Annotated in this window: 22 protein-coding genes; 12 read left to right on the top strand and 10 right to left on the bottom strand. The window is 43.9% G+C overall.

Going from position 1 to position 20,348, the window contains the following annotated elements; all coding sequences use genetic code 11:
- Positions 1-23: 23 nt before the first annotated feature.
- The 3 genes from WC407_RS03865 to WC407_RS03855 all read right to left on the bottom strand — a co-directional run bounded on the left by WC407_RS03865 (position 24) and on the right by WC407_RS03855 (position 2,152).
- Positions 24-251 (bottom strand): hypothetical protein, encoded by a 228-nt coding sequence (locus tag WC407_RS03865; RefSeq protein ID WP_373021242.1) that lies wholly within the window; start codon positions 249-251, stop codon positions 24-26.
- Positions 248-673 (bottom strand): hypothetical protein, encoded by a 426-nt coding sequence (locus WC407_RS03860; RefSeq protein ID WP_373021241.1) that lies wholly within the window; start codon positions 671-673, stop codon positions 248-250. The genes WC407_RS03865 and WC407_RS03860 overlap by 4 nt, the downstream gene beginning before the upstream one ends.
- A 69-nt stretch (positions 674-742) precedes the next feature.
- Positions 743-2,152, bottom strand: coding sequence for an SDR family oxidoreductase (locus tag WC407_RS03855; protein WP_373021240.1), 1,410 nt, complete (start codon positions 2,150-2,152; stop codon positions 743-745).
- Positions 2,153-2,258: 106 nt separating this feature from the next.
- Between WC407_RS03855 and WC407_RS03850 the strand changes: the two genes are divergently transcribed.
- The 7 genes from WC407_RS03850 to WC407_RS03820 all read left to right on the top strand — a co-directional run bounded on the left by WC407_RS03850 (position 2,259) and on the right by WC407_RS03820 (position 9,764).
- Positions 2,259-3,509 carry an MgtC/SapB family protein gene (locus WC407_RS03850; RefSeq protein ID WP_373021239.1) on the top strand — a complete coding sequence of 417 codons (1,251 nt, stop codon included), beginning with the start codon at positions 2,259-2,261 and terminating at the stop codon, positions 3,507-3,509.
- Positions 3,510-3,543: 34 nt separating this feature from the next.
- Complete coding sequence (gene mnmH, locus WC407_RS03845) at positions 3,544-4,557, top strand: tRNA 2-selenouridine(34) synthase MnmH (protein WP_373021238.1); 1,014 nt, start codon at positions 3,544-3,546, stop codon at positions 4,555-4,557.
- An 85-nt stretch (positions 4,558-4,642) separates the two neighbouring features.
- On the top strand, positions 4,643-5,677 hold the full coding sequence (selD, locus tag WC407_RS03840) for a selenide, water dikinase SelD (protein ID WP_373021584.1): 1,035 nt from the start codon (positions 4,643-4,645) through the stop codon (positions 5,675-5,677).
- A gap of 4 nt (positions 5,678-5,681) precedes the next feature.
- Positions 5,682-6,773: a transglutaminase-like domain-containing protein gene (locus tag WC407_RS03835; RefSeq protein WP_373021237.1), complete on the top strand. Its 1,092-nt coding sequence runs from the start codon at positions 5,682-5,684 to the stop codon at positions 6,771-6,773.
- Entirely contained in the window at positions 6,770-7,381 is a 612-nt protein-coding gene (locus tag WC407_RS03830) for a mercuric transporter MerT family protein (protein ID WP_373021236.1), read from the top strand. Before WC407_RS03835 ends, WC407_RS03830 begins: the two co-directional genes overlap by 4 nt.
- Positions 7,369-7,626: a heavy metal-associated domain-containing protein gene (locus WC407_RS03825; RefSeq protein WP_373021235.1), complete on the top strand. Its 258-nt coding sequence runs from the start codon at positions 7,369-7,371 to the stop codon at positions 7,624-7,626. The genes WC407_RS03830 and WC407_RS03825 overlap by 13 nt, the downstream gene beginning before the upstream one ends.
- 272 nt (positions 7,627-7,898) lie before the next feature.
- Positions 7,899-9,764, top strand: a complete 1,866-nt coding sequence (locus tag WC407_RS03820) for an EAL domain-containing protein (RefSeq protein ID WP_373021233.1) — start codon at positions 7,899-7,901, stop codon at positions 9,762-9,764.
- Between the two features lie 347 nt (positions 9,765-10,111).
- Here the strand turns inward: WC407_RS03820 and WC407_RS03815 are convergent, their stop codons facing one another.
- The 3 genes from WC407_RS03815 to rpmB all read right to left on the bottom strand — a co-directional run bounded on the left by WC407_RS03815 (position 10,112) and on the right by rpmB (position 12,629).
- Positions 10,112-11,041 carry a ribose-phosphate pyrophosphokinase gene (locus WC407_RS03815; RefSeq protein ID WP_373021232.1) on the bottom strand — a complete coding sequence of 310 codons (930 nt, stop codon included), beginning with the start codon at positions 11,039-11,041 and terminating at the stop codon, positions 10,112-10,114.
- Positions 11,042-11,108: 67 nt separating this feature from the next.
- On the bottom strand, positions 11,109-12,296 hold the full coding sequence (argJ, locus tag WC407_RS03810) for a bifunctional glutamate N-acetyltransferase/amino-acid acetyltransferase ArgJ (protein ID WP_373021231.1): 1,188 nt from the start codon (positions 12,294-12,296) through the stop codon (positions 11,109-11,111).
- A gap of 144 nt (positions 12,297-12,440) precedes the next feature.
- Positions 12,441-12,629, bottom strand: a complete 189-nt coding sequence (gene rpmB, locus WC407_RS03805) for a 50S ribosomal protein L28 (RefSeq protein ID WP_015652778.1) — start codon at positions 12,627-12,629, stop codon at positions 12,441-12,443.
- Between the two features lie 143 nt (positions 12,630-12,772).
- Between rpmB and WC407_RS03800 the strand changes: the two genes are divergently transcribed.
- The 5 genes from WC407_RS03800 to WC407_RS03780 are packed head-to-tail and all read left to right on the top strand — an operon-like array spanning position 12,773 to position 17,023.
- A complete protein-coding gene (locus tag WC407_RS03800) occupies positions 12,773-13,579 on the top strand; it encodes an HDOD domain-containing protein (RefSeq protein WP_373021230.1) in 807 nt (268 codons plus the stop codon).
- Positions 13,563-14,957, top strand: a complete 1,395-nt coding sequence (locus WC407_RS03795; protein ID WP_373021229.1) for a chemotaxis protein CheX — start codon at positions 13,563-13,565, stop codon at positions 14,955-14,957. The genes WC407_RS03800 and WC407_RS03795 overlap by 17 nt, the downstream gene beginning before the upstream one ends.
- A 40-nt stretch (positions 14,958-14,997) precedes the next feature.
- Entirely contained in the window at positions 14,998-15,639 is a 642-nt protein-coding gene (rpe, locus tag WC407_RS03790; protein WP_373021228.1) for a ribulose-phosphate 3-epimerase, read from the top strand.
- A complete protein-coding gene (locus tag WC407_RS03785; protein ID WP_373021227.1) occupies positions 15,636-16,223 on the top strand; it encodes a phosphoribosylanthranilate isomerase in 588 nt (195 codons plus the stop codon). Before rpe ends, WC407_RS03785 begins: the two co-directional genes overlap by 4 nt.
- Entirely contained in the window at positions 16,220-17,023 is an 804-nt protein-coding gene (locus tag WC407_RS03780) for a 3'-5' exonuclease (protein WP_373021226.1), read from the top strand. The genes WC407_RS03785 and WC407_RS03780 overlap by 4 nt, the downstream gene beginning before the upstream one ends.
- Positions 17,024-17,026: 3 nt before the next feature.
- Here the strand turns inward: WC407_RS03780 and accA are convergent, their stop codons facing one another.
- From accA to fabG, 4 genes are all read right to left on the bottom strand, one after another.
- Positions 17,027-17,962, bottom strand: a complete 936-nt coding sequence (gene accA, locus WC407_RS03775) for an acetyl-CoA carboxylase carboxyl transferase subunit alpha (protein ID WP_373021225.1) — start codon at positions 17,960-17,962, stop codon at positions 17,027-17,029.
- A gap of 10 nt (positions 17,963-17,972) precedes the next feature.
- On the bottom strand, positions 17,973-19,196 hold the full coding sequence (locus tag WC407_RS03770; protein WP_373021224.1) for a beta-ketoacyl-ACP synthase II: 1,224 nt from the start codon (positions 19,194-19,196) through the stop codon (positions 17,973-17,975).
- Positions 19,197-19,283: 87 nt separating this feature from the next.
- Complete coding sequence (gene acpP, locus WC407_RS03765; RefSeq protein WP_295069001.1) at positions 19,284-19,514, bottom strand: acyl carrier protein; 231 nt, start codon at positions 19,512-19,514, stop codon at positions 19,284-19,286.
- Between the two features lie 81 nt (positions 19,515-19,595).
- On the bottom strand, positions 19,596-20,339 hold the full coding sequence (fabG, locus tag WC407_RS03760) for a 3-oxoacyl-ACP reductase FabG (protein ID WP_373021223.1): 744 nt from the start codon (positions 20,337-20,339) through the stop codon (positions 19,596-19,598).
- Positions 20,340-20,348 lie beyond the last annotated feature (9 nt).

The following is a 20,348-nucleotide window of genomic DNA, read 5'->3' as shown; positions in this document are numbered from 1 at the left end:
AGAGTAAATATGGCAGGGTGAGATCATTTGAACTTTTTAAAAATATTTTTCAGCTCATTTTCTATATCTAATTTAACTTTTTCTATGCCTTTACTCTTCGCAATTTCAATCAAACTGCCATAATCATTTTCTGCATCACAATTTTGACATTTGATTAAATCACCTGATTTATATTCAACACATGTATCACCTTCAAGCCCTACATCACAAAATAAACACGTCAATGAAACAGTAAAATTTTCCTCAATCATTTATATCCTTTGAACTTTAATATCAACGTAACTATACCTATGGATGCAGTAATAACTAATCCAATGAATGTTGCCAATCCTTTGTGATCTTCAATAGCATCAGATATTTTTTTTAATATTTTTCTATTTCGACGCTGTTCTTCTTTAGCTCTTAAAGAATTAATAACACCAACCCCTTTAGATGTAATTTGCATCCCTCCAAATTCTTCTGCATTCATATATGTATATTTAATATACTCATGAGAAATTAATTTTTTTAAGATAATGGCTTTATTATCTACATTCAATGTAATATTATATTTACTTTCTATTGTTCGTAGTGTTTCATCATCGAAACTGATTCTAATTAATGTAGATTTCAAACCATGAAATTCCATTTCATCAACAAAATAATTGAGAATTGACTGTTCTTCTTTTGTCATATTTCTCCTTTGATAAATTTTTCAACTATAACTTAATCTATCTATATAGAGAAAAAATATAGCAATTTGTCATTTTTTTGCCTTCTGCATTAAATTCTTCGCCATCCCTCTGAAAATAAACAGATGAAAGGGGAGCATCGCATACCAATAGAGCCTCCCCTTAAGTCCGTGCGGATAAAAATAGGCAGTTTGATATAATTTGTCCTCTTTAATCAAAAATTCAAGCCACGCTTTCCCAGGCAATTTCATCTGAGCAAACAGCAATAACCTCTCGTTCTCTTTGAGATCGACCACCTTCCAAAAATCGACACTGTCGCCGATCCGAAGATTCTGAGGGTCTCGTCTTCCGCGTGATAGTCCATACCCCCCGAAAAGCTTGTCGATAGTCCCTCGCACTTTCCACAGCATCTCATACCCAAACCATCCGTTATCTCCTCCGATAGAGCAAACCGTGGCAAATATTTGCGATTTGCTTATCCCATTAAGAGAGAGAATCTGCCGATCAGTAAAAACGGCATTGGCCAGTGCAGAGTGATCGGTCTCCCATGCTTCGCCCGATGCGTCCGACCACCGACTGAGTATTTGGGTGTGTTTTATCTCTTCGACGGCTGCTTTGACCGCATCATCATACGTCATCGGATGAATCGTCGGAAAAAGATTGGCGGCGTTATCGTTTTTTTTCAACACTTCGCTTTTTAACCCCTCAATAAGTGCCGAAGCGACAGAGTAAGGGACGGGAGTCATCAGAGTCAGCCAGTAAGAGGAAAGTTTCGGCGAAAAAAAGGGGACGGGTATTAGAATCCGTTTCAATCCTACGGCACGCGCATATCCGAGGAGGAGATTTTTATAGCTCATTGTTTCGCTTCCAATGTCAATGATACTGCTTTCCTGAGAATCTAGTTTTGATGCCTGCGTCAGATATTCAATCACATCGCGCTCCGAGCTGGGCTGGCAAAGGGTATTGACCCATTTTGGAGTTATCATAAAGGGGAGTTTTTCCACCAGATTTCGGATGATCTCAAAACTCGCCGATCCCGAACCGATGATCACCCCCGCACGAAACCATAAGGTCTGAATACGCTCTGGCTCGGAACTCAGGATTTCTCCTGTCTCAAGCCGACTCATCAAGTGCTCGCTTGCACTCTCTTTTTCTCCGAGACCGCCGAGATAGATGATCCGCTTCACCCCGTTTTTAATACACGCTTCAAGAAAATTATGCGCACTCTTTTGATCCAATTCACGATAGTTGTCTGATCCCATGGAGTGGATCAGATAGTATGCGACATCAATTCCGCAGAGTGCTTTGTCAAGACTCTCCGTATCAAAAGTATTTCCCTCGGCTACCTCTACATTCGGCAGCTGAATAACACTTTCCTTCCGTTTTACAAACAGTCGCAAGTACATATCATCCTCTTTGAGAAGGCGATGTTTTAACCGTCTGCCGATATATCCCGTAGCCCCTGTCAATAATATCTTCATGTAAATACCTTTTCTTATCTAAACCTATTGTACCCGATCTTCCATCGTCTGTACAACAAGAATGCGCTATAATAATTTCATCTTCATTTCACAAAAGAGATATCTCATGGATCCGTTATTTATTCAAAACAGCATCCTTTCTCTCGTATTGGGCTTTCTGATCGGATTGCAGCGTGAAATGCACACGATTTATTCCCATAAATCCCAAGATTTCGGTGGAGCCAGAACCTTCTCGATGATTGCCCTTTTCGGCTATCTCGCATCGTGGTTCACCACATTTAGCCCCTACTTTTTTCTCGTTGCCGCACTCGTGATGGGAGTATTGCTCATCGCCGCCTATATCGTCAACAGTATTTCAGCAACTGAAAAAGGATCCACAACCGAATTTGCTGCCTTGGTGACGTTTCTCCTTGGGGGTATGCTCCATTTTACCCTCCCCCTCTTCGCAGTATTCATTACGATGTTAGTGCTGTTTGTCCTCAATATCAAAGACAAAATCCAGGAGTACGAACAAACAATTACCAAACAAGACCTCAGCGCCGCCATCTTATTTATGGTTATGACCTTTGTGATCCTCCCGATCCTCCCCAATAAAGCCATCGATCCGATGGGGTTGGTAAATCTCTATAACATCTGGGTTATGGTGGTTTTAGTCGCAGGGATCTCTTTCTTCGGTTACATTGCTATCCGTCTTTTGGGAACAACTCACGGAATCGGGGTAGCAGGCCTATTCGGTGGCCTTGTCTCCTCGACGGCGGTGGCGATGAGTATGGCGCGTAGGGCGCACCAAGACGGATTTTTAGCCAAGAATTTAGCGATAGGAATTGCCCTCGCCTCCTCTATGATGCTTATCCGTGCCGGTATTGAGATGTGGGTCATTAACCCCGCACTTACCTATGCTTTCATCCTCCCTATTGCCGTCGGATCGCTCTGCGGATTTGGCTATATAGGCATGCTCTATCTCACATCCAAACGGGAAAATATCCCTCAGAATATTGAGTTCAAAAATCCCTTTGATCTCAAAGAAGCCCTTTTGATGGGGTTGATATTCGGTGCCACTCTCGCCACGATTAAACTCTCCAATCTCTATCTTGGAAACATGGGGGTTTATGCCGTTGCATCCCTCTCCGGAATTGCCGATGTTGATGCAATCGTTTTATCCCTCTCATCCTTGGCTAAAAACGGGTTAAACCCGACTACAGCGCATTACGCCATTATGATTGCTCTCATTACCAACACCATCGCCAAGATGGGATTAGTTCTCTTTCTGGGGAAGCTAGAGCTGTTCCGATTTGTCTTTATCTACTATCTTATTTCTATCGGTACCTTCACGGTCACGGCACTTTTGATCCTCTAATGGGGCTGTTAGCCGATAAATGCTAGAATTTTAAATGATACAAACCATACCAATTGAAACCTTTTTAGACTCCTCAGAAATCTATGATCTCATCATCGATGCGCGAAGCCCGCACGAATACGGTGAATCCCATATTCCGTTTGCGAAAAATTTTTACGCACTGAATGATGCAGAGCATCATGAAATCGGTACAATTTACAAACAAATATCCCCTTTTGAAGCACGGGTTAGGGGAGCTTCGTATGTCTGCCTCAACGCGGCGCGTCATATTCACGATATCTATCCGGCCTTCACCCCAAACTCCAGAATCGCCATCTATTGCGCACGCGGCGGTATGCGCTCCTCGTCACTCGGAACGATCTTTTCCAACATCGGATATCGGATCGACCGTGTTATCGGGGGATACAAATCGTATCGAAAATTTGTAACCGAATATTTGGAGAATATCCCTCCTCTCAATTTTATTACCCTTTCGGGAAATACGGGATGCGGTAAAAGTGATCTGCTCAATGAATTGGACAATGTGATCGATCTTGAAAAAATGGCGAACCACTACGGTTCGGTCTTCGGCGATGTCAACGGTACCCAACCGAGCCAAAAAGAGTTTCAAAATCGACTGACCCATGCCCTTATGACGTTAAATTCACAAAACAGCGCTTTTATTGAAGCGGAGAGTAAACGGATCGGAAAAATCATGTTGCCCAATACACTGTACCGACAGATGGAATCGGGATTTCGTATCGAGATCACAGCCCCTCTTGAACAGCGAATAGAACGGATCATGCGGATGTACGACACGATGGATGAGCACTTTTTCATGGAGCGGATGGAGCGCATCTCCCCTTATATCAGCCGTGACGACAAAGCCTCCAGTATTTGCGCGTTTGAGAATGGCGATCTTGCGAAAGTGTCTGAGATATTACTGACACAGTATTACGATAAGGTCTACAAAATTACCATCAAACCAAACATAAGCATTTGCAACGATGACCTCTCCAAAACACTCGAAATTTTAAAATCAGTGCAATCGGAGCAAAAAATATGCTAAAAAAAATCTGCCTCGAAGAGGCAAGCTTTAGTGCCATAGCAGCTAGCGTAGGCAAGGGGATTTTATTCCCTTGGCGTTCAAAAAAATGAACAACAGCGCTAAACTTACCAAATTCGTTCGAGCTTCGGGATGCGCCGCCAAACTCTCCCCCGGATCGCTTGAAAATGTCACTTGTCATCTGAAATCGTTTCACAAAGATTTGCTTGTCGGATTTGAGGGGAATGAGGATGCGGGGGTTTACCGGATCAATAACGACTTAGCCATGGTGCAGACGGTCGATTTTATCACCCCTGTGGTGGATGACCCCTTCATCTACGGTCAAATCGCAGCGGCCAACTCTTTGAGCGACGTATTTGCGATGGGGGGCGATGCCAAGACTGCCCTCAACCTCGTCGGATTTGACGGCAAAAACCACCCCACCGAAGTGCTCACCGAGATTCTACGCGGCGGGCAGAGCAAAGCACAAGAGTGCGGTGCCGTTATCGTCGGCGGGCACACGATCGAAACCCCTGAGATGCTTTACGGTCTCTCATGCACCGGATTTGTCCATCCGGATAAAATCCTCCGCAACAATACGGTACAGGAGGGAGATTTGATCGTCCTCACCAAACCTCTGGGACTGGGGATTCTGATCACCGCGATCAAAGCTGACCTCTTGGACGAGCCAACCGTGCTAAAAGTGGCAGAGACGATGCGCACCCTCAACTACAAAGCCTCGCTCATCGCACGGGAGTTTGACGCCCATGCGTGTACCGATGTGACGGGATTCGGCTTTTTAGGCCACTTGGCGGAGATGGGTGGAGGAGCTAAAACGATCGAAGTGGATGCAAATGCTATCCCATTTTTTCCCGAAGCACTTCCGATGGCTTCGATGGGGATCATCCCTGCGGGAAGCTATGCCAACAAAGAGTATCTTGAATCCAAAGTACACTTCAAACGTCGCATCGGAGCGGATATGGAAATGATCCTTTTTGATGCGCAGACCTCCGGGGGGCTTTTAATTGCGGCAACCCCTGAAAATGCCCAAAAGATTACCGAGCGGTGTCTAAATGAAGGGATACCGGCCTCACTTGTCGCACAGGTTGTCGCCAAAACCGATACCGATATTATTGTAGGATAAGAGCATGCACCGACGCGAATTCATAAAAACAACAGCTATAACAGGGGCAATTTGCCTTACCCCTTCTTTTCTCACCGCTTCCTCAACGTCTCCTCTCAAAGAGGGACTTGCGGTATATGAACTCCGTTGGAAATTTGATCTTTCCCACCATAGCGGTAAAGAATGTGCCCTATGGGTTCCCCTCCCCTCCAATATCAACGGATTTCAGCGCCTTATCGAGATTGGAGATTCAACCGAGGCAGAGACTCATTTCGAGAGCGACCACAACCGTTACACCGCCCGTACCTTTTATGCCCATTGGGAAAAAAGTGCTGTGAATAAAACCGTCTCATTGACGATGAAAATAGCCTTAAAAGATCGTCAATGCGACTTTCGCCCTAAACGAATTTGCTCCGATGAAATAGAAAAGGCCAACGTATTTTTAGCTCCTAGCGCCCATATCCCTACCGACGGAGCCGTTGCCAAAGTTGCCAAAAACATTGTTGGCACGGAAAAAGACCCCCTCAAAAAAGCCCGAAAAATTTACGACTGGATTATTGCCAACGGCTATCGTGATGAGAGTGTTCAAGGGTGTGGTGTCGGAAGCCCAAACGCTATGCTCTCCCAGCTCGAGCGAGAGGGACGGATGGGAGGCAAATGCCTCGATATGTCTGCTTTGACGGTTGCGCTGATGCGCGCATCGCAGATCCCTGCACGGGAAGTGTTGGGTATTCGTGTCGGGGCTTCACGTCTCTCTCCTGCATTCGGAGCGGGCGAAGATATTACCAAAGCGCAACACTGCAAAGTGGAATTTTTTATCCCGAGTATGGGGTGGATACCGTGCGACCCCGCCGACATCACCAAACTGGTACTTAAAGAGGGGATTGAGAAAACTTCTCCCCGTGCCCTCGAACTCGCAGACAAATTCTTCGGCTTTTGGGAGAACAACTGGATGGCGTTCAATCACGCCCGCGACTTTGACCTCTACCCCGCCAATACCCAAGGCACCCTCGACTCGTTCGGCTATCCGTACGGCGAAGCGGACGGTGAATACCTTGATCCCTTTGACCCTTCTGCGTATCGTTATACGATCCGCTCCGCAAAAGTGCCTCTATGATCCTTGACTGCCGTGATATGGATTGCCCTCGTCCCGTACTGGAGACAAAAAAGGCGCTGGACGCACTTCCTGCGGATGCAACCCTCACCGTAGAAGTCAACACCCTCAGCGGACGGGAAAACTGCAAACGCTTCGCCCTCTCCCAACACTGCACCTTTACCGAAGAGACTCTGAATGATGGAGCGACACGCCTCATCATCATCAAGGGCAACGGATACGTCGAGCGTCCCGAAGAGGAAAATCCTCTGGATGCCCTGATGGAGCAGGAGCGACGCAGTGCCGTATTTGTCCTCTCAGGGGCACTCATCACAGCGCTTCTCTCTGCCTCGTGCTGCATCGTTCCGACCCTTTTTATGGTGTTCGGAATCTCCTTTGCCGGAATCATTAATGTAACTGCACTTGAGAGTTATCGATGGATTTTTACCTCAGCGGCAGTCGTGATGCTGAGCATCGGTTTTTACCAAATGGTGATCAAAAAAAAGATCGAATGCGATTGCGAGCCGAGCCTCACATCCAAAATCCTATTGGTACTGTTTTGGGGATTGTTTCTCTTTAGCCTTACCGCCCTTTTCTATCCCTACTATGAGGGGTTCATATGGGGCGAATAACGCTCAGTTTGTTCCTGTTAGCTACCTTTGCATCCGCGCAGGTATGGACACTTCATATCGGAGGAATGCACTGCATCGCGTGCACACTCGCAGTCAAAAAAGCGTTACTCTGTGTACCGGGGGTCACAGAGGCTAAAGTTAATTTCAAAAATGAAGAAGCTAAAGTAACGGCCGATGAGAGTATCAGCCTTCGCAGAATGCAAGATGCTGTAGCGCAGACAGGCTATACGGCAACACAGAAATAAGAAGAGTCTCAAAGGTTTATTTGCATAATAACCACGCGGTAGTCACAAAATATTCCGTTCTAACTCTGCCGCACAAAAATACGTAGATGCTCAATTAAACATTTCAAGTACAATTGCATATTATAATACTTCCAATAGTGCTCTTTTAAATACAATTCAGATTGGTCACCCACTAAATGTCTTCCAAAACAACCTATACAAAAATCGCGGCGAAAATCATTTTCATTACGATGCTCATAACCCTCACGTTTGCTTTCATATACGGAGAGTATATGAAAAGAGAAGCCATTTCCAATCTCGCCCACGTAGATGCTAAAAAGACCAGCATGCTGGTCTTTGAAACCCTCTATTCCGCTATGCAGCGAGGATGGGACAAGAATGACTTGCGAGAGATTATCGATCGTCTAAACAGTGTTGATAAAAATATGAAAGTCAATGTTTACCGAAGCGAGATAGTTGCGCAGAAATTTGGAGAAATAGAAAAAGACAAGATCGCCCGAGAATCAAATCCGGCCATATCAAAAGCGCTTAAAGGGGAAGAGAGATTAGATATCTCAGACTCCAATTTTATCGAGTACTATTATCCGGTTGCCGCCAAAAGCAACTGTCTAAAATGTCATACCAATGCAACAGTAGGTGACGTATTAGGGGTTATTGATGTCTCCTATCCCATCAATGATCTAAAAGTTTCTCTCAATCAAATGATCAACTTTTTTATCGTTTTTATCATCGTATTTTCACTTATCATCTATTTGGCGATATTTATAGAGCTCAAACAGTATTTGATTAAACCCATTAAAAATTTCTCTAACGTGATTAAAAACATCACCTCCTCTCATGATATGAAAAAACGGGTAGATGTAAACGATAATATAGAAGAGATTGATTCCATCAAAAATATTTTCAACAGCATGCTCGACTCCATTGAATACCAATTTTATTTTGACACCTTAACCGGTTTGGAAAACAGAAGAAGACTGAGTGAAAAACTCGAAGAGAGACAAAACGCTTTTTTAATGATCATCAACATCGATGCGTTTCAAGAGATAAACGATCTCTACGGAGATCAAGCGGGGGATTGCATCTTAAAAGAGTTTGCCCTCTATCTAAAAGAGCTTATCCCCGAAAAAGACACCCTATACAGACTCCATTCGGATGAATTTGCCCACCTATGCACGCGGGGAATGGATTTGAATGAATTTAAGATTTTTGCCTCATTTCTGAATGAAAAAATTGCACAAAAGAGTTTTGCCATCGATGGAAAAAGCGAAGTAAGCCTAAGCGTGACGATGGGAATATCCTACGGTACGGAGCTGATGCTCGTTAATGCCGATATCGCCCTCAAACTTGCTAAAAAAAGCAAAAAGAATTTCTTGTTTTATGATGATACCATGGCGATGGCCAAGGAGTATGAAAGAAATTTCGAGTGGACCAAGCGGCTGAAAAAAGCGATTGAAGAAGATAGAATCGTCCCGTTATTTCAACCTATCGTCGATACAAAAACCCAAAAAATCGTCAAATATGAAGCCCTTATGCGGATGCTGGATCATCAAGGTTCCTACATAGCCCCAGTCCATTTTTTAGAGCTTGCCAAAAAGAATAAACTTTATCACCAATTGACCAAGATCATCATCGAAAAAACGTTTGAAAAATTCAAAGATTTACCGTATCTCGTATCCATTAATATCTCTGTCGAAGATATTTTAAACAAAGAGATCTACAGTTTTATTATTCACAAATTAAAAGAGAGTGCGATTGGTTCAAAAATCGTATTTGAGATTATAGAATCCGAAGGGATAGAAAATTTTGATCAGGTTTTAGAGTTTATTGAGGATGTAAAAAGATACGGTGCTAAAATTTCCATCGATGATTTCGGTACAGGATACTCGAATTTTGAGTATCTGATGAAACTAAAAGTCGACTACATAAAAATAGACGGCTCTATGATTAAAAATATTGACAGTGATCAAAACTCCCAAATGATTACGAAAACAATTGTAAATTTTGCAAAAAATATGAACATTCACACCGTTGCAGAGTTCGTCCACTCTAAAAATGTTTTTGAAAAAGTCAAAGATCTCAATGTGGATTTCTCTCAAGGTTACTATTTCGGAGAGCCTACCGATACAATAGAATAACGATTTTAGGAGAATTTGATATAGGTATGGCGGATATCTATGACATAGAATTTAAGCTTAAACAAAAACTACAAAAATTCGTAGCAGAGATCTTTTATGACTTTATTTGTATCTTAAGCTCTGATAAAAAGCAATACCCTTATTTAATAAATTCTATTGCACTATAAAGTTCTTAAAGAAGATTTGTAGAAATTTTATATTCTTCCTTAAATATAGTGAAAATTCCGAGATAAAATTTATTTTATCTCGGATGATTACTAATATCTTATAAAAAAATTTAGTACACTTCAGCATATTTTTTGTAGATTGATTTAAATCGAGTAGTTTATATTACTTATTTAGTTATATTAGCTGAAAAGGCTGTTAACGCTTTCGTTATGATACACGCGGCGAATAACTTCAGCGAAGAGCGGAGCAACGCTCAATACTTTGATTTTATCGCTTTGACCGCTCAATACCAATGTATTTGAAATGACCAATTCATCGAGTTCACCGTTGTTAATATTCTCATACGCGTTACCGCTGAGGACACCATGAGTTGCACACGCCATAACCGACGTAGCACCCCGTTTTTTCAATGCTGCAGCCGCTTTGACCATTGTTCCTGCGGTATCAACCATATCATCGATCATAATGATATCTTTACCGGCAACATCACCGATGATATTCATCACTTCGCTTTCATTCGCTTTTTCACGGCGTTTATCGACGATAACCATATCAAGTCCGAGCTTTTGGGCAAAATAACGGGCACGTGCTACACCGCCGATATCAGGAGATGCGATAACCGGATTGGCAAGATTTTTAGACGTAATGTACTCTTGAAAAATAATAGCTCCGTAAAGGTTATCGACGGGAATATCAAAAAATCCCTGGATTTGACCCGCATGTAAATCGATCGTAACCACACGGTCAATCCCTGCCGTTTCAAACATATCGGCAACCAATTTTGCAGTAATAGGGACACGAGGAGCCGCTTTACGGTCTTGACGTGCATAACCGAAATAAGGGACAACCGCTGTAATAGAACTCGCAGAAGAGCGTCGGAGAGCATCGGTCATAATCAACAATTCCATCAGATTGTCATTCGAAGGGGCACCCGTACTTTGGATAATAAAAACATCGCGTCCACGAACACTTTCAGAGATTTGAACGTTAATCTCTCCATCACTGAAACGCTTTACTGAAGCTTTGGAAAGGGGAACATCGAGCGTTCTGCACACTTCCGCTGCAAACTCGGTACATGCTGAACCGCTGAAAATTTTGTATCCGCGCATTGAGTTTATCCTGTTGCCGTTAAATTGGCGCGATTATAGCAACCTATGACTTTAGTAACGGTTAAAACTAGGTGCGATAATCCGCATTTATTTTGACATATTCATGTCCCAAATCACATCCGTATGCGGTAAATTCACCCTCTTGCAGCCCGATATCGCAATGGATCGTAAACGCCGATTTTTGCATGACTGCCGCCGCCAACGGCTCAAGTTCTTCGTTAAAAAGGAGTTCCCCTTTACGATAGACACACACATCATCAAACCAGATACTCAAAAACGCTTCATCACACATTACTCCACTTGCACCAACAGTTGAAGCGATACGTCCCCAATTTGGGTCTTGCCCAAACAGCGCAGTTTTCACCAAAAGAGAATTACTCAGAGCTTTAGCCGCTATCTCCGCCTCTTTGTGGTTGATTGCTCCCGTCACTTTATAGGTAACCAGCTTCGTCGCCCCCTCACCGTCTCGCACCATCTCTTTGGCTAAAAAAAGCATAATTGATTCCAATGCTCCCCGAAATGCTCCGGCATGGAATGCTCCGCTTGTCCCATTAGCCATCAACAGTACCGTATCATTGGTCGAGGTATCTCCATCCACACTCGCCGCATTAAAGGTCGTATGAACACACTCATCGAGGATACTCTGCATCGTCGCTTTATCCACTGCCGCATCCGTTGTAATAAAACAAAGCATCGTCGCCATAGCAGGATTAATCATCCCCGCACCCTTTGCCATTGCACCGATGCGAAACGACATACCGCCATCGAGTTTGATCTCAAATGCAATTCGCTTTGAAAAGGTATCCGTTGTCATAATGGCTTCGGAAGCGCTCACTCCATCGCGTCGGGTGAGATCAAAATTCATTGAGCCTTCAATAATTTTAGCTTTAGGGAGTCGCACACCAATCACTCCTGTCGAGCTCATAACCGGATCGATAATCTGAGGAAACTGTGTTTGCACAGCATTCAAAACCTCATCAATATCTAAAATCCCGGCACTTCCCGTCATGGCATTGGCATTTTTAGAGTTGATGAGGACAAAATTTCCCTCAAACTCTCCCTTAGCTCTGAAATGACGGATCGGAGCAGCTGTCATTTTATTGGTTGTAAATACCGATGCAATGGCACACAAAGAAGAAGAGTAGATAAATGCGATATCTTTCGCCCCCTCTTTTTTCAGCCCGATATGAATCCCGTCGGCAAAAAAACCTTTTGCCGCACATACACCGCCGTCAATACTGTTTATTGTGTACATAATGTAAAAACTCCCATGAAAAAAACATAATACGAATTATAAACACTCAAACCAAGGGGTATGTTGAAAGTAAGAAGAGAAATGATTTAAAAAAACTGAAGAGGGAGCGAACTCCCGGAAAAGCGCAGGCACGCCGTGCGAAAGTTACGAATCTTTTTTAAGAGTACGAAGCTCAGAAGCAGCGATGCGAAGTTTTTTAGTTGTACCGTCTTCAAGTGTTACACGAACAGTACGAAGGTTTGGTAAAAAACGGCGTTTAGTTCTGTTTTTCGCGTGAGAAACGTTGTTCCCGCTCATTGGGCCTTTACCGCTAATAGCACATTTTCTTGCCATTTGAGGCTCCTTGCGTAAATTTAGGTTGCGAATTCTATCTCAACCAACCCAAAGTTTACCTTAAGCAATCCAGAAATCTCCTCCTAAAGTTCCCTTTAACTAAGAAAGACTACAATAGACAAAAACATTGGATACTCTTACCCGTGATTACACCTGAAGAAGTTGCTTATTACATACAAAACATACCTCCGGCCCCTTCAGTAGTTCGGCAAACGCTCAATTATCTGAATGAAGACGATCTCACCAAAGCGGCTAAATGTGCTGAAACCGATCCCGCACTGAAACTTTATCTTAAAACGCTCATCAACCGTCCTATATACGGATTTCGGCAAGAAATGAGCGATCTTGCCCAAATTTTCGGAATTTTAGGGATATCGAGTACACAACAAATTCTCTATAACTACCTTTTATCGCTCCTTGTCCCCAAAGAATGGCTCCTCTTTACCCTTAGCAATCAAGCTTTTTATGATTTACAAGCCTCTTTAGGACGTAAATGGGAAACCATCTTAAAACATTTGGGACTTCATAACCGTGATACCGAAAGTAGCATTACTCTTCTGCCAGCCAGTATTATTGTCTGCGATGCCCTTTTTGGCACACACCGGAGTGAAGTGGATCAGCTACGAAGGGTAAAAGCGCTTGACTACAATACCATTTTGCAGCGTCTGAGTAAACAAAATCTGTTTGATCTGTGTACCGTGATCGCCGAAAAATGGGAAATATCTCCGGAAATTGCCCGCATCGTCCATGCTTCTTCAGGTTTAGACAGCGACATAACCGGAAATGAAAGAATTTTGGCACAATGGATGCATTTGCTGCTGTTTTATGAACTTTCTCAAAGTACCTATGTGAGTGCAGGACTTAATGAATTTATCGATTTCCAAATCGATTTTGTCCAGGATATTTATGAATCTTTTATGGAGGTAATCAGCGATGAGAGCAACTGTTAAAGGGCGCGTCGCTATTTTCCAGCCGCAAGGATTTTTGGATGGAAATAATGCCCCCTCATTTCTCACGATTGATGATATCAAAGCGACTGAGGCTCTCAATGTTGACATGCTTCTCGTTTCCCTTAAAAAAGTAATCTTTTTCAACAGAAACGGTCTCGACGTTTTTATTCGCCTGCTTCAGGATATACGAACCAAAAAACATATTACGGTCGGCCTATGCGATTATGATCATGTAAAATTTAAAACGATTAATAGTTTTTACGGCAATGCCCTTACCTTTTCTCTCTTCCGCACTGAAAAAATCGCTGAGCTCTTTGCTTCAAGCAATAAAAGCGATTCAAAAACCGTCTTGCTTTATAATGAGGACGCTTCCCAGCGCTCCGCAATGGCGATCGAACTTTTTGATTACGGCCATAATCCCATCATAGCCCAAAGCAAAAAAGAGTTTGATGAAAAGAAACAGACCGTTGATCTCTATTATGCGATTATTGAAGATACCTACCTTGGTATGTTCGGCCAAAAAATCGCTACCCGTGTAACCGGAAATGCGATTATTTATACGATTGCCAACTTTCTAGATGCAGAGATCGGGGATACATTCAATATAGCCTATCATAACAATTCTCTCAATGCCGGCTTTAGACTGTTTATTTTTGATGCCTATAAAGTCGTCTCCATGAATGTCCATGCCCTCAATTTTTTCACCAAACTTGCCTCTTCCGCCGCTGAATACAATGCAACGATCTGCTTTGTAGGGCTGACGTTTGAGAAAACACCCATCTCCTTTAAAAACGATCTCGAAGATGCCGGAATGATGTTTTTCGACAACATGGACGATATTCTTAAAAATAAAGAACTCATGCAAGAACTCGGCGGAAGCAGCAGTGCATCGACAAAGCAAACGCGTACTCTCACGAAAGCTTTAGTCAATGAGCTTCCCCGTTTTATCGATGCTACCGTCTCCACAATCACTATGATGACCAATGCTACCGCAATCAAAAATGCTCTTAACGTCCAGACGCTGGATATCAAAGAATCGAAAAATCAATTTGCCAGTTCAATTGGATTTTACGGTGATGTAGATGGTCTTATTATTCTCGTTTTCCCCAAAAATATTGCTAAAAAAGCGTGCGAACTTCTCATTGGAGAGGAGACGGACGATGAAGAGGCTATTTTGGACTCTCTTGCCGAATTTGTCAATATCATCGGTGGTCGGGCAAAATCGCTTTTGGGAGAACATAAACAACACGTTGACATCACGCTGCCTCGAACATATGGAGATATCGATTCCCTAATGCAAATAGCTCAACACAAAAAAGGGGTGCAAGTCGATTTGAGTTTTGAGGGCAGTAACTTTATCTTTTTCCTGACGAGATAATTTTTCGCTAAAATGTCAAAAAAATTACGAAGGCTTTATTATGCTCGTCGCTCCCAGTATCCTCTCCGCTGATTTCGGTAACTTAGCGCGTGATGTTCGTGCTATCTGTGATGCGGGATGCGATTTAGTGCATGTCGACGTGATGGATGGTCATTTTGTCCCCAATATGACCATCGGGCCGGTAGTCGTAAGTGCCATTGCGCAAGCCGCAACTAAACCTCTTGATATCCATCTTATGGTACAAAACAATACGTTTTTCGTTGATCTTTTTGCACCGCTCAAACCGCAATTCATCTCATTTCACATTGAAGAGGAAAAAAATCCTCATCGCCTGATTCAATATATCCGCTCACTCGGGATCAAGCCGGCCATCGTCCTCAATCCGCATACCCCTGCCGAATCAATCGAATATCTACTGGGTGATTTGGATATGGTTCTTGTGATGAGTGTCAATCCCGGCTTTGGAGGGCAAAAATTTATCCCTACCGTCATTGAAAAGATTCAACGGCTAAAGGCCCTTAGAGATCGGATAAATCCTGCATGTTTGATTGAAATAGACGGCGGAGTAGGAAGTTCTAACATAGAAGCACTCAAAGAAGCCGGTGTCGATGTCTGTGTTGCGGGAAGTTACGTATTTGGTGCTAACGATTATAAAACCGCCATTGATAGCCTTCGCGTATGAGAGTAAAAATCTGCGGTATTACCAATCTCGAAGATGCATTGATGGCGATTGAAGCCGGTGCGGATGCCCTTGGTTTTGTATTCTATCCTCAATCCCCACGCTATATCTCTCTCGACAATGCTAAAGCTATCATTGCCAACCTTCCCCCCTTTGTTGAGAAGGTTGCCCTTTTCGTCAATGAGAGTGCTGAATATATCCGATCCGTCTGCTTAGAAACCGGATGCACCTTGGCACAGATCCATTTTGACGTCACAGAGGATTTTTTTGAGCACTTGCACTTTCCCTCACTCAGAGTCATTCGTGCGCAACATCGTGAAGACGTATTGCAATATGCCGATCAATACCGCCTTATCGATGCTTTTTGCGAAGGGTACGGCGGCAGCGGAAAACGACTCAATATCGAATGGTTTGAAGGGATCGATTGTTCCAAAATCATCCTTGCCGGAGGGCTTGATCCTGATACTGTCGCATCACTTAAATCGTTTGGTTTTTACGGTGTGGATGTCAGTAGCGGTGTGGAGGCGTCCAAAGGGAAAAAATCTCCTGAGCTTACCAACGCTTTTATCGCACAGGCCAAAGCATGAAAGCATTTGAACCTAAAATTGTATCGCGCCTTGCTAAAGCGGGTATCCCCAAAGAGGAGTTTGAAGCGCTCCTCCCTCCTCCGAGTGATTTATCTCTGGAGCTGCTCAAAGCACGGGGGATGAATATTGTCCTAAACGGCAAGTATTACTGTTTTAGCACCTCGTTGACCTCGATTAGCGATACGTTGTTTTGTATCGTTGACATTGAGTCCAACGGTTCAAAACCGACTCGCCACCAGATTATCGAAATCGGTGCCGTTAAACTCCTAAACGGAAAGATTATCGATACCTACGAGAGTTTAGTCTACTGTCAGGAAATTCCAAAACAGATTCAAGAGATCACCGGAATCGGAACGGAACAAACCCTTAAAGCTCCTGGACTTGCCAAGGTTATGCATGAGTTCCATCTTTTTTTAGGGGATGCGGTTTTCGTAGGGCATGATGCTAAATTTGATTATAATTTTGTATCCGCGATGATGGAACGGGTAGGGTTGGAAGGGTTGTTAAACCGCTCACTCTGCACCATCGATCTTGCAGAGCGGACGATAGAGTCCGAACGATACGGTTTGGCCTATCTCAACGATCAATTAGAACTCTACAAAGAGGCAACCCATCATCGCGCTTTGTCCGATGCCATGACCACAACCAAGTTGCTAAAGCGTACATTACCGCTCATCCCAAAATCAATCAAAAATGCTGAAGAGTTGATTGCTTTTTCAAAAGAGGCGAAACGACTGAAACGACTCAAACCGAGTCCGAAAATAGTCGAAGAAAAATCGGAGGAAGAGGAGAGAGGATAATCTCTACTCCGAAAATCGGCCTACGCCGACCAGTCGGTTATAGCGCTGATCAAGCCGTTCCTCGTCACTTAACGTGCGAAGCTGGGTAAGCTGAGAGATAAAGTAGTTTTTTAATGCATCTGCAGCACCGGCTTTATCACGGTGGGCACCGATAAGGGGTTCATCCACGATATCATCGATCAAATCAAGCGATTTGAGATCGGCACTGGTGATTTTGAGCGCTTTCGTCGCCGCTTCTACTTTGGTCGGGTCGTTCCACAAAATAGCCGAGCACCCCTCAGGAGAGATGACGCTGAATACGGAGTAACGCATCATAGCAAGCTTATCTGCCACACCGATAGCAAGGGCTCCACCGCTCCCCCCTTCACCGATAACGACCGATACCGTGATCGTATTTAGGTTTGAGAGTTCTAGCAAATTTCGAGCAATCGCTTCACTTTGGTTGCGTTCTTCGGCTCCGAGACCGGGATAAGCACCCGGAGTGTCGATAAGCATCAGCAAAGGGATCTTGAATTTTTCGGCCATTTTTGCGGCACGTAATGCTTTTCGATACCCTTCAGGATTCGGCATACCAAAATTGCGTTTGAGTTTATTCTTGGTTCCGCGCCCTTTTTGTTCACCGATCACCATTACCCGCTCTTCACCGATATAACCGATATAGCAGATAATCGCAAGATCATCACGAAAATGACGGTCTCCGTGAATCTCATATTTTTTATCCAGTAAAAGATTGATGTAATCAAGTGCATAGGGACGATCTTGATGGCGTGCCAATTGCAGCTCTTGATAGGGAGATAGGTTCGTATAGGTTTTATGAACTTCTTTGTCCAAATCACCTTTGAGTATTTCTACTGCATGATGGTCATAACGAACCTCAGCGGCAATAATTTCCTCTTGGATTTGGCGAATGTTTTGTTCAAAATCTAAATAGGTAGCCAAGAAGAGACCCTTAGAGTTTTTTGAAAATCACGACACCGTTAGTGCCGCCAAATCCAAACGAGTTGCTCATAACAACATTAAGTTCTGCCTTGCGTGCTACATTCGGAACAATATCCAAATCACAATCCGGATCCGGTGTTTCATAGTTAATGGTCGGAGGGATGATTCCATCACGCATTGCCATAATACTGACAACTGCTTCAATACCACCGGCAGCGCCTAGACAATGTCCTGTTTGGCCTTTGGTCGAACTGATCGGAGGACAATTTTCAGCCCCTCCGAATGTTTCTTTTGTTGCCATCGTCTCATACCAGTCATTGTACTTGGTACTTGTACCGTGCGCATTGATATAATCAACCTTCGGATACCCTGCCATTTTCATCGCCGCTTTCATCGCACGAGCCGCACCCTCACCGCCGGGAGCCGGTGTCGTGATATGGTTAGCGTCACCGCTCTCGCCAAAACCGATAAGCTCCGCATAAATGTGAGCACCGCGTGCTACTGCACACTCATACTCTTCAAGTACCAATGCCGCAGCACCCTCACCCATAACAAACCCACTGCGATCCGCATCAAACGGACGAGACGATTTTTTAGGCTCGTCATTACGAGTAGAGAGCGCTTTCATAGATGCAAACCCGCCGATACCGACACCGCAGATTGCCGACTCAGCTGCGACAACGAGCATTCGATCCGCACCGCCGATCATAATGGTTTTTGCCGCTTCGCTGATTCCATGTGTCCCTGCGGCACACGCCGTTACACTTGAGAGATTCGGCCCTTTAAGCCCATGCTCAATAGAGACAAACCCGCCGAGCATATTAACAAGAGCTGAAGGGATAAAAAATGGGGAGATACGGCGAGGCCCTTTTGTCTCCAAAATAATCGAGTTAGCTTCAATCGCTGCCAAGCCGCCGATACCGGCCGCTGCACTGATACCGAAACGATCTTTGTCGATTTCAGGGTCAAGCTTGGCATCCGCCATCGCCTCTTGCGCCGCTTTGAGTCCGAAATGGATAAAACGGTCTGCTTTTTTGACCTCTTTAGGAGGCATTACCGTCTCAGGATCAAAACCTTTAACCTCGCCGGCAATCTGAACGCTGTGCTGTGACGCATCAAAAATAGTGATCATGTCGATCCCACATTCACCCTCACAAATTGCCTTAAAAGAGCTCTCTTTATCATGGCCTAACGCGTTGATCATCCCCATACCGGTTACTACTACTCGTTTCACATTTTCTCCTGCGTATCAATGGTCTTAACATCAGGCTTATCTAAGCCAAATATTAAAAGCACTAAAATATCAAGGCGTATGCCTTGATTAGTTTTTGCTTTGGATGTAGTTCATTACATCTTGAACGGTTTGAATTTTTTCCGCTTCATCATCTGGAATTTCGATATCGAATTTCTCTTCAAGAGCCATTACCAATTCAACAACGTCAAGGCTGTCAGCGCCAAGATCTTCTACAAATTTAGAATCCTCTTTAACTTCATCCGGGTTTACGCTAAGTTGCTCAACCACTACTTCTTTAATATCGTCCAAAAGTGCCATATTAGCTCCTGTTCCTATGAATAAAATCGTGAAATTATAGCATATTTAACTTAAGAGGCAAATTCTCCTCTGAAGCCCCTGCTACATGTACATTCCACCATTGACTTTTAACGTTTCCCCTGTGATATAACTCGCATGATCGCTCAATAAAAAGGCTGTTGCTTCGGCGACTTCCGACGCATTTCCGAATCGTGCCATCGGAATTTTTGCGGTAAATGCCGCTTTGATCTCTTCTTTAAGCTCATCCGTCATATCAGTCGCAATAAAACCCGGGGTGATACAGTTATAGCGAATTCCGCTGGTTGCCGCTTCAATCGCGAAACTTTTAGTCATTGCAATCATCCCCCCCTTCGATGCGGCGTAGTTGGTTTGTCCCGCATTGCCGGTTTCACCTACGATGGATGCCATATTGACGATGCTTCCGAATTTTTGTTTACGCATCGCTTTCATCGCTTCACGGCATCCGATAAACGCCGAGGTAAGATTTGCATCGATAACGCTCGTGAACTCTTCCGCTTTCATCCGCAATGCCAATTTATCGTTAGTGATCCCTGCATTATTCACCAGATACGAAAGTTCACCGTCCGCATCCACAATGGTTTTCACCGCATCCACGAATGCCGCTTCATCACTGACATCAAATCCGATGACGGCAGCAGTACCACCGGTAGCTTCAATCTCTGCTTTTACTGCATCCGCAGCACTCGCACCGCTTCGGTAGTTGATCCACACTTTTAACCCATAGCCGGCCAACACTTTTGCCACTTTTGCACCGATTCCTCGGCTTGATCCGGTTACTAATACGTTTTTTCCTGTAAATTTCATGATTATCCT

This window comes from Sulfuricurvum sp. (genome assembly GCF_041651515.1).
Classification (GTDB): domain Bacteria; phylum Campylobacterota; class Campylobacteria; order Campylobacterales; family Sulfurimonadaceae; genus Sulfuricurvum.
This window is presented reverse-complemented; position numbering and strand designations above follow the sequence as displayed.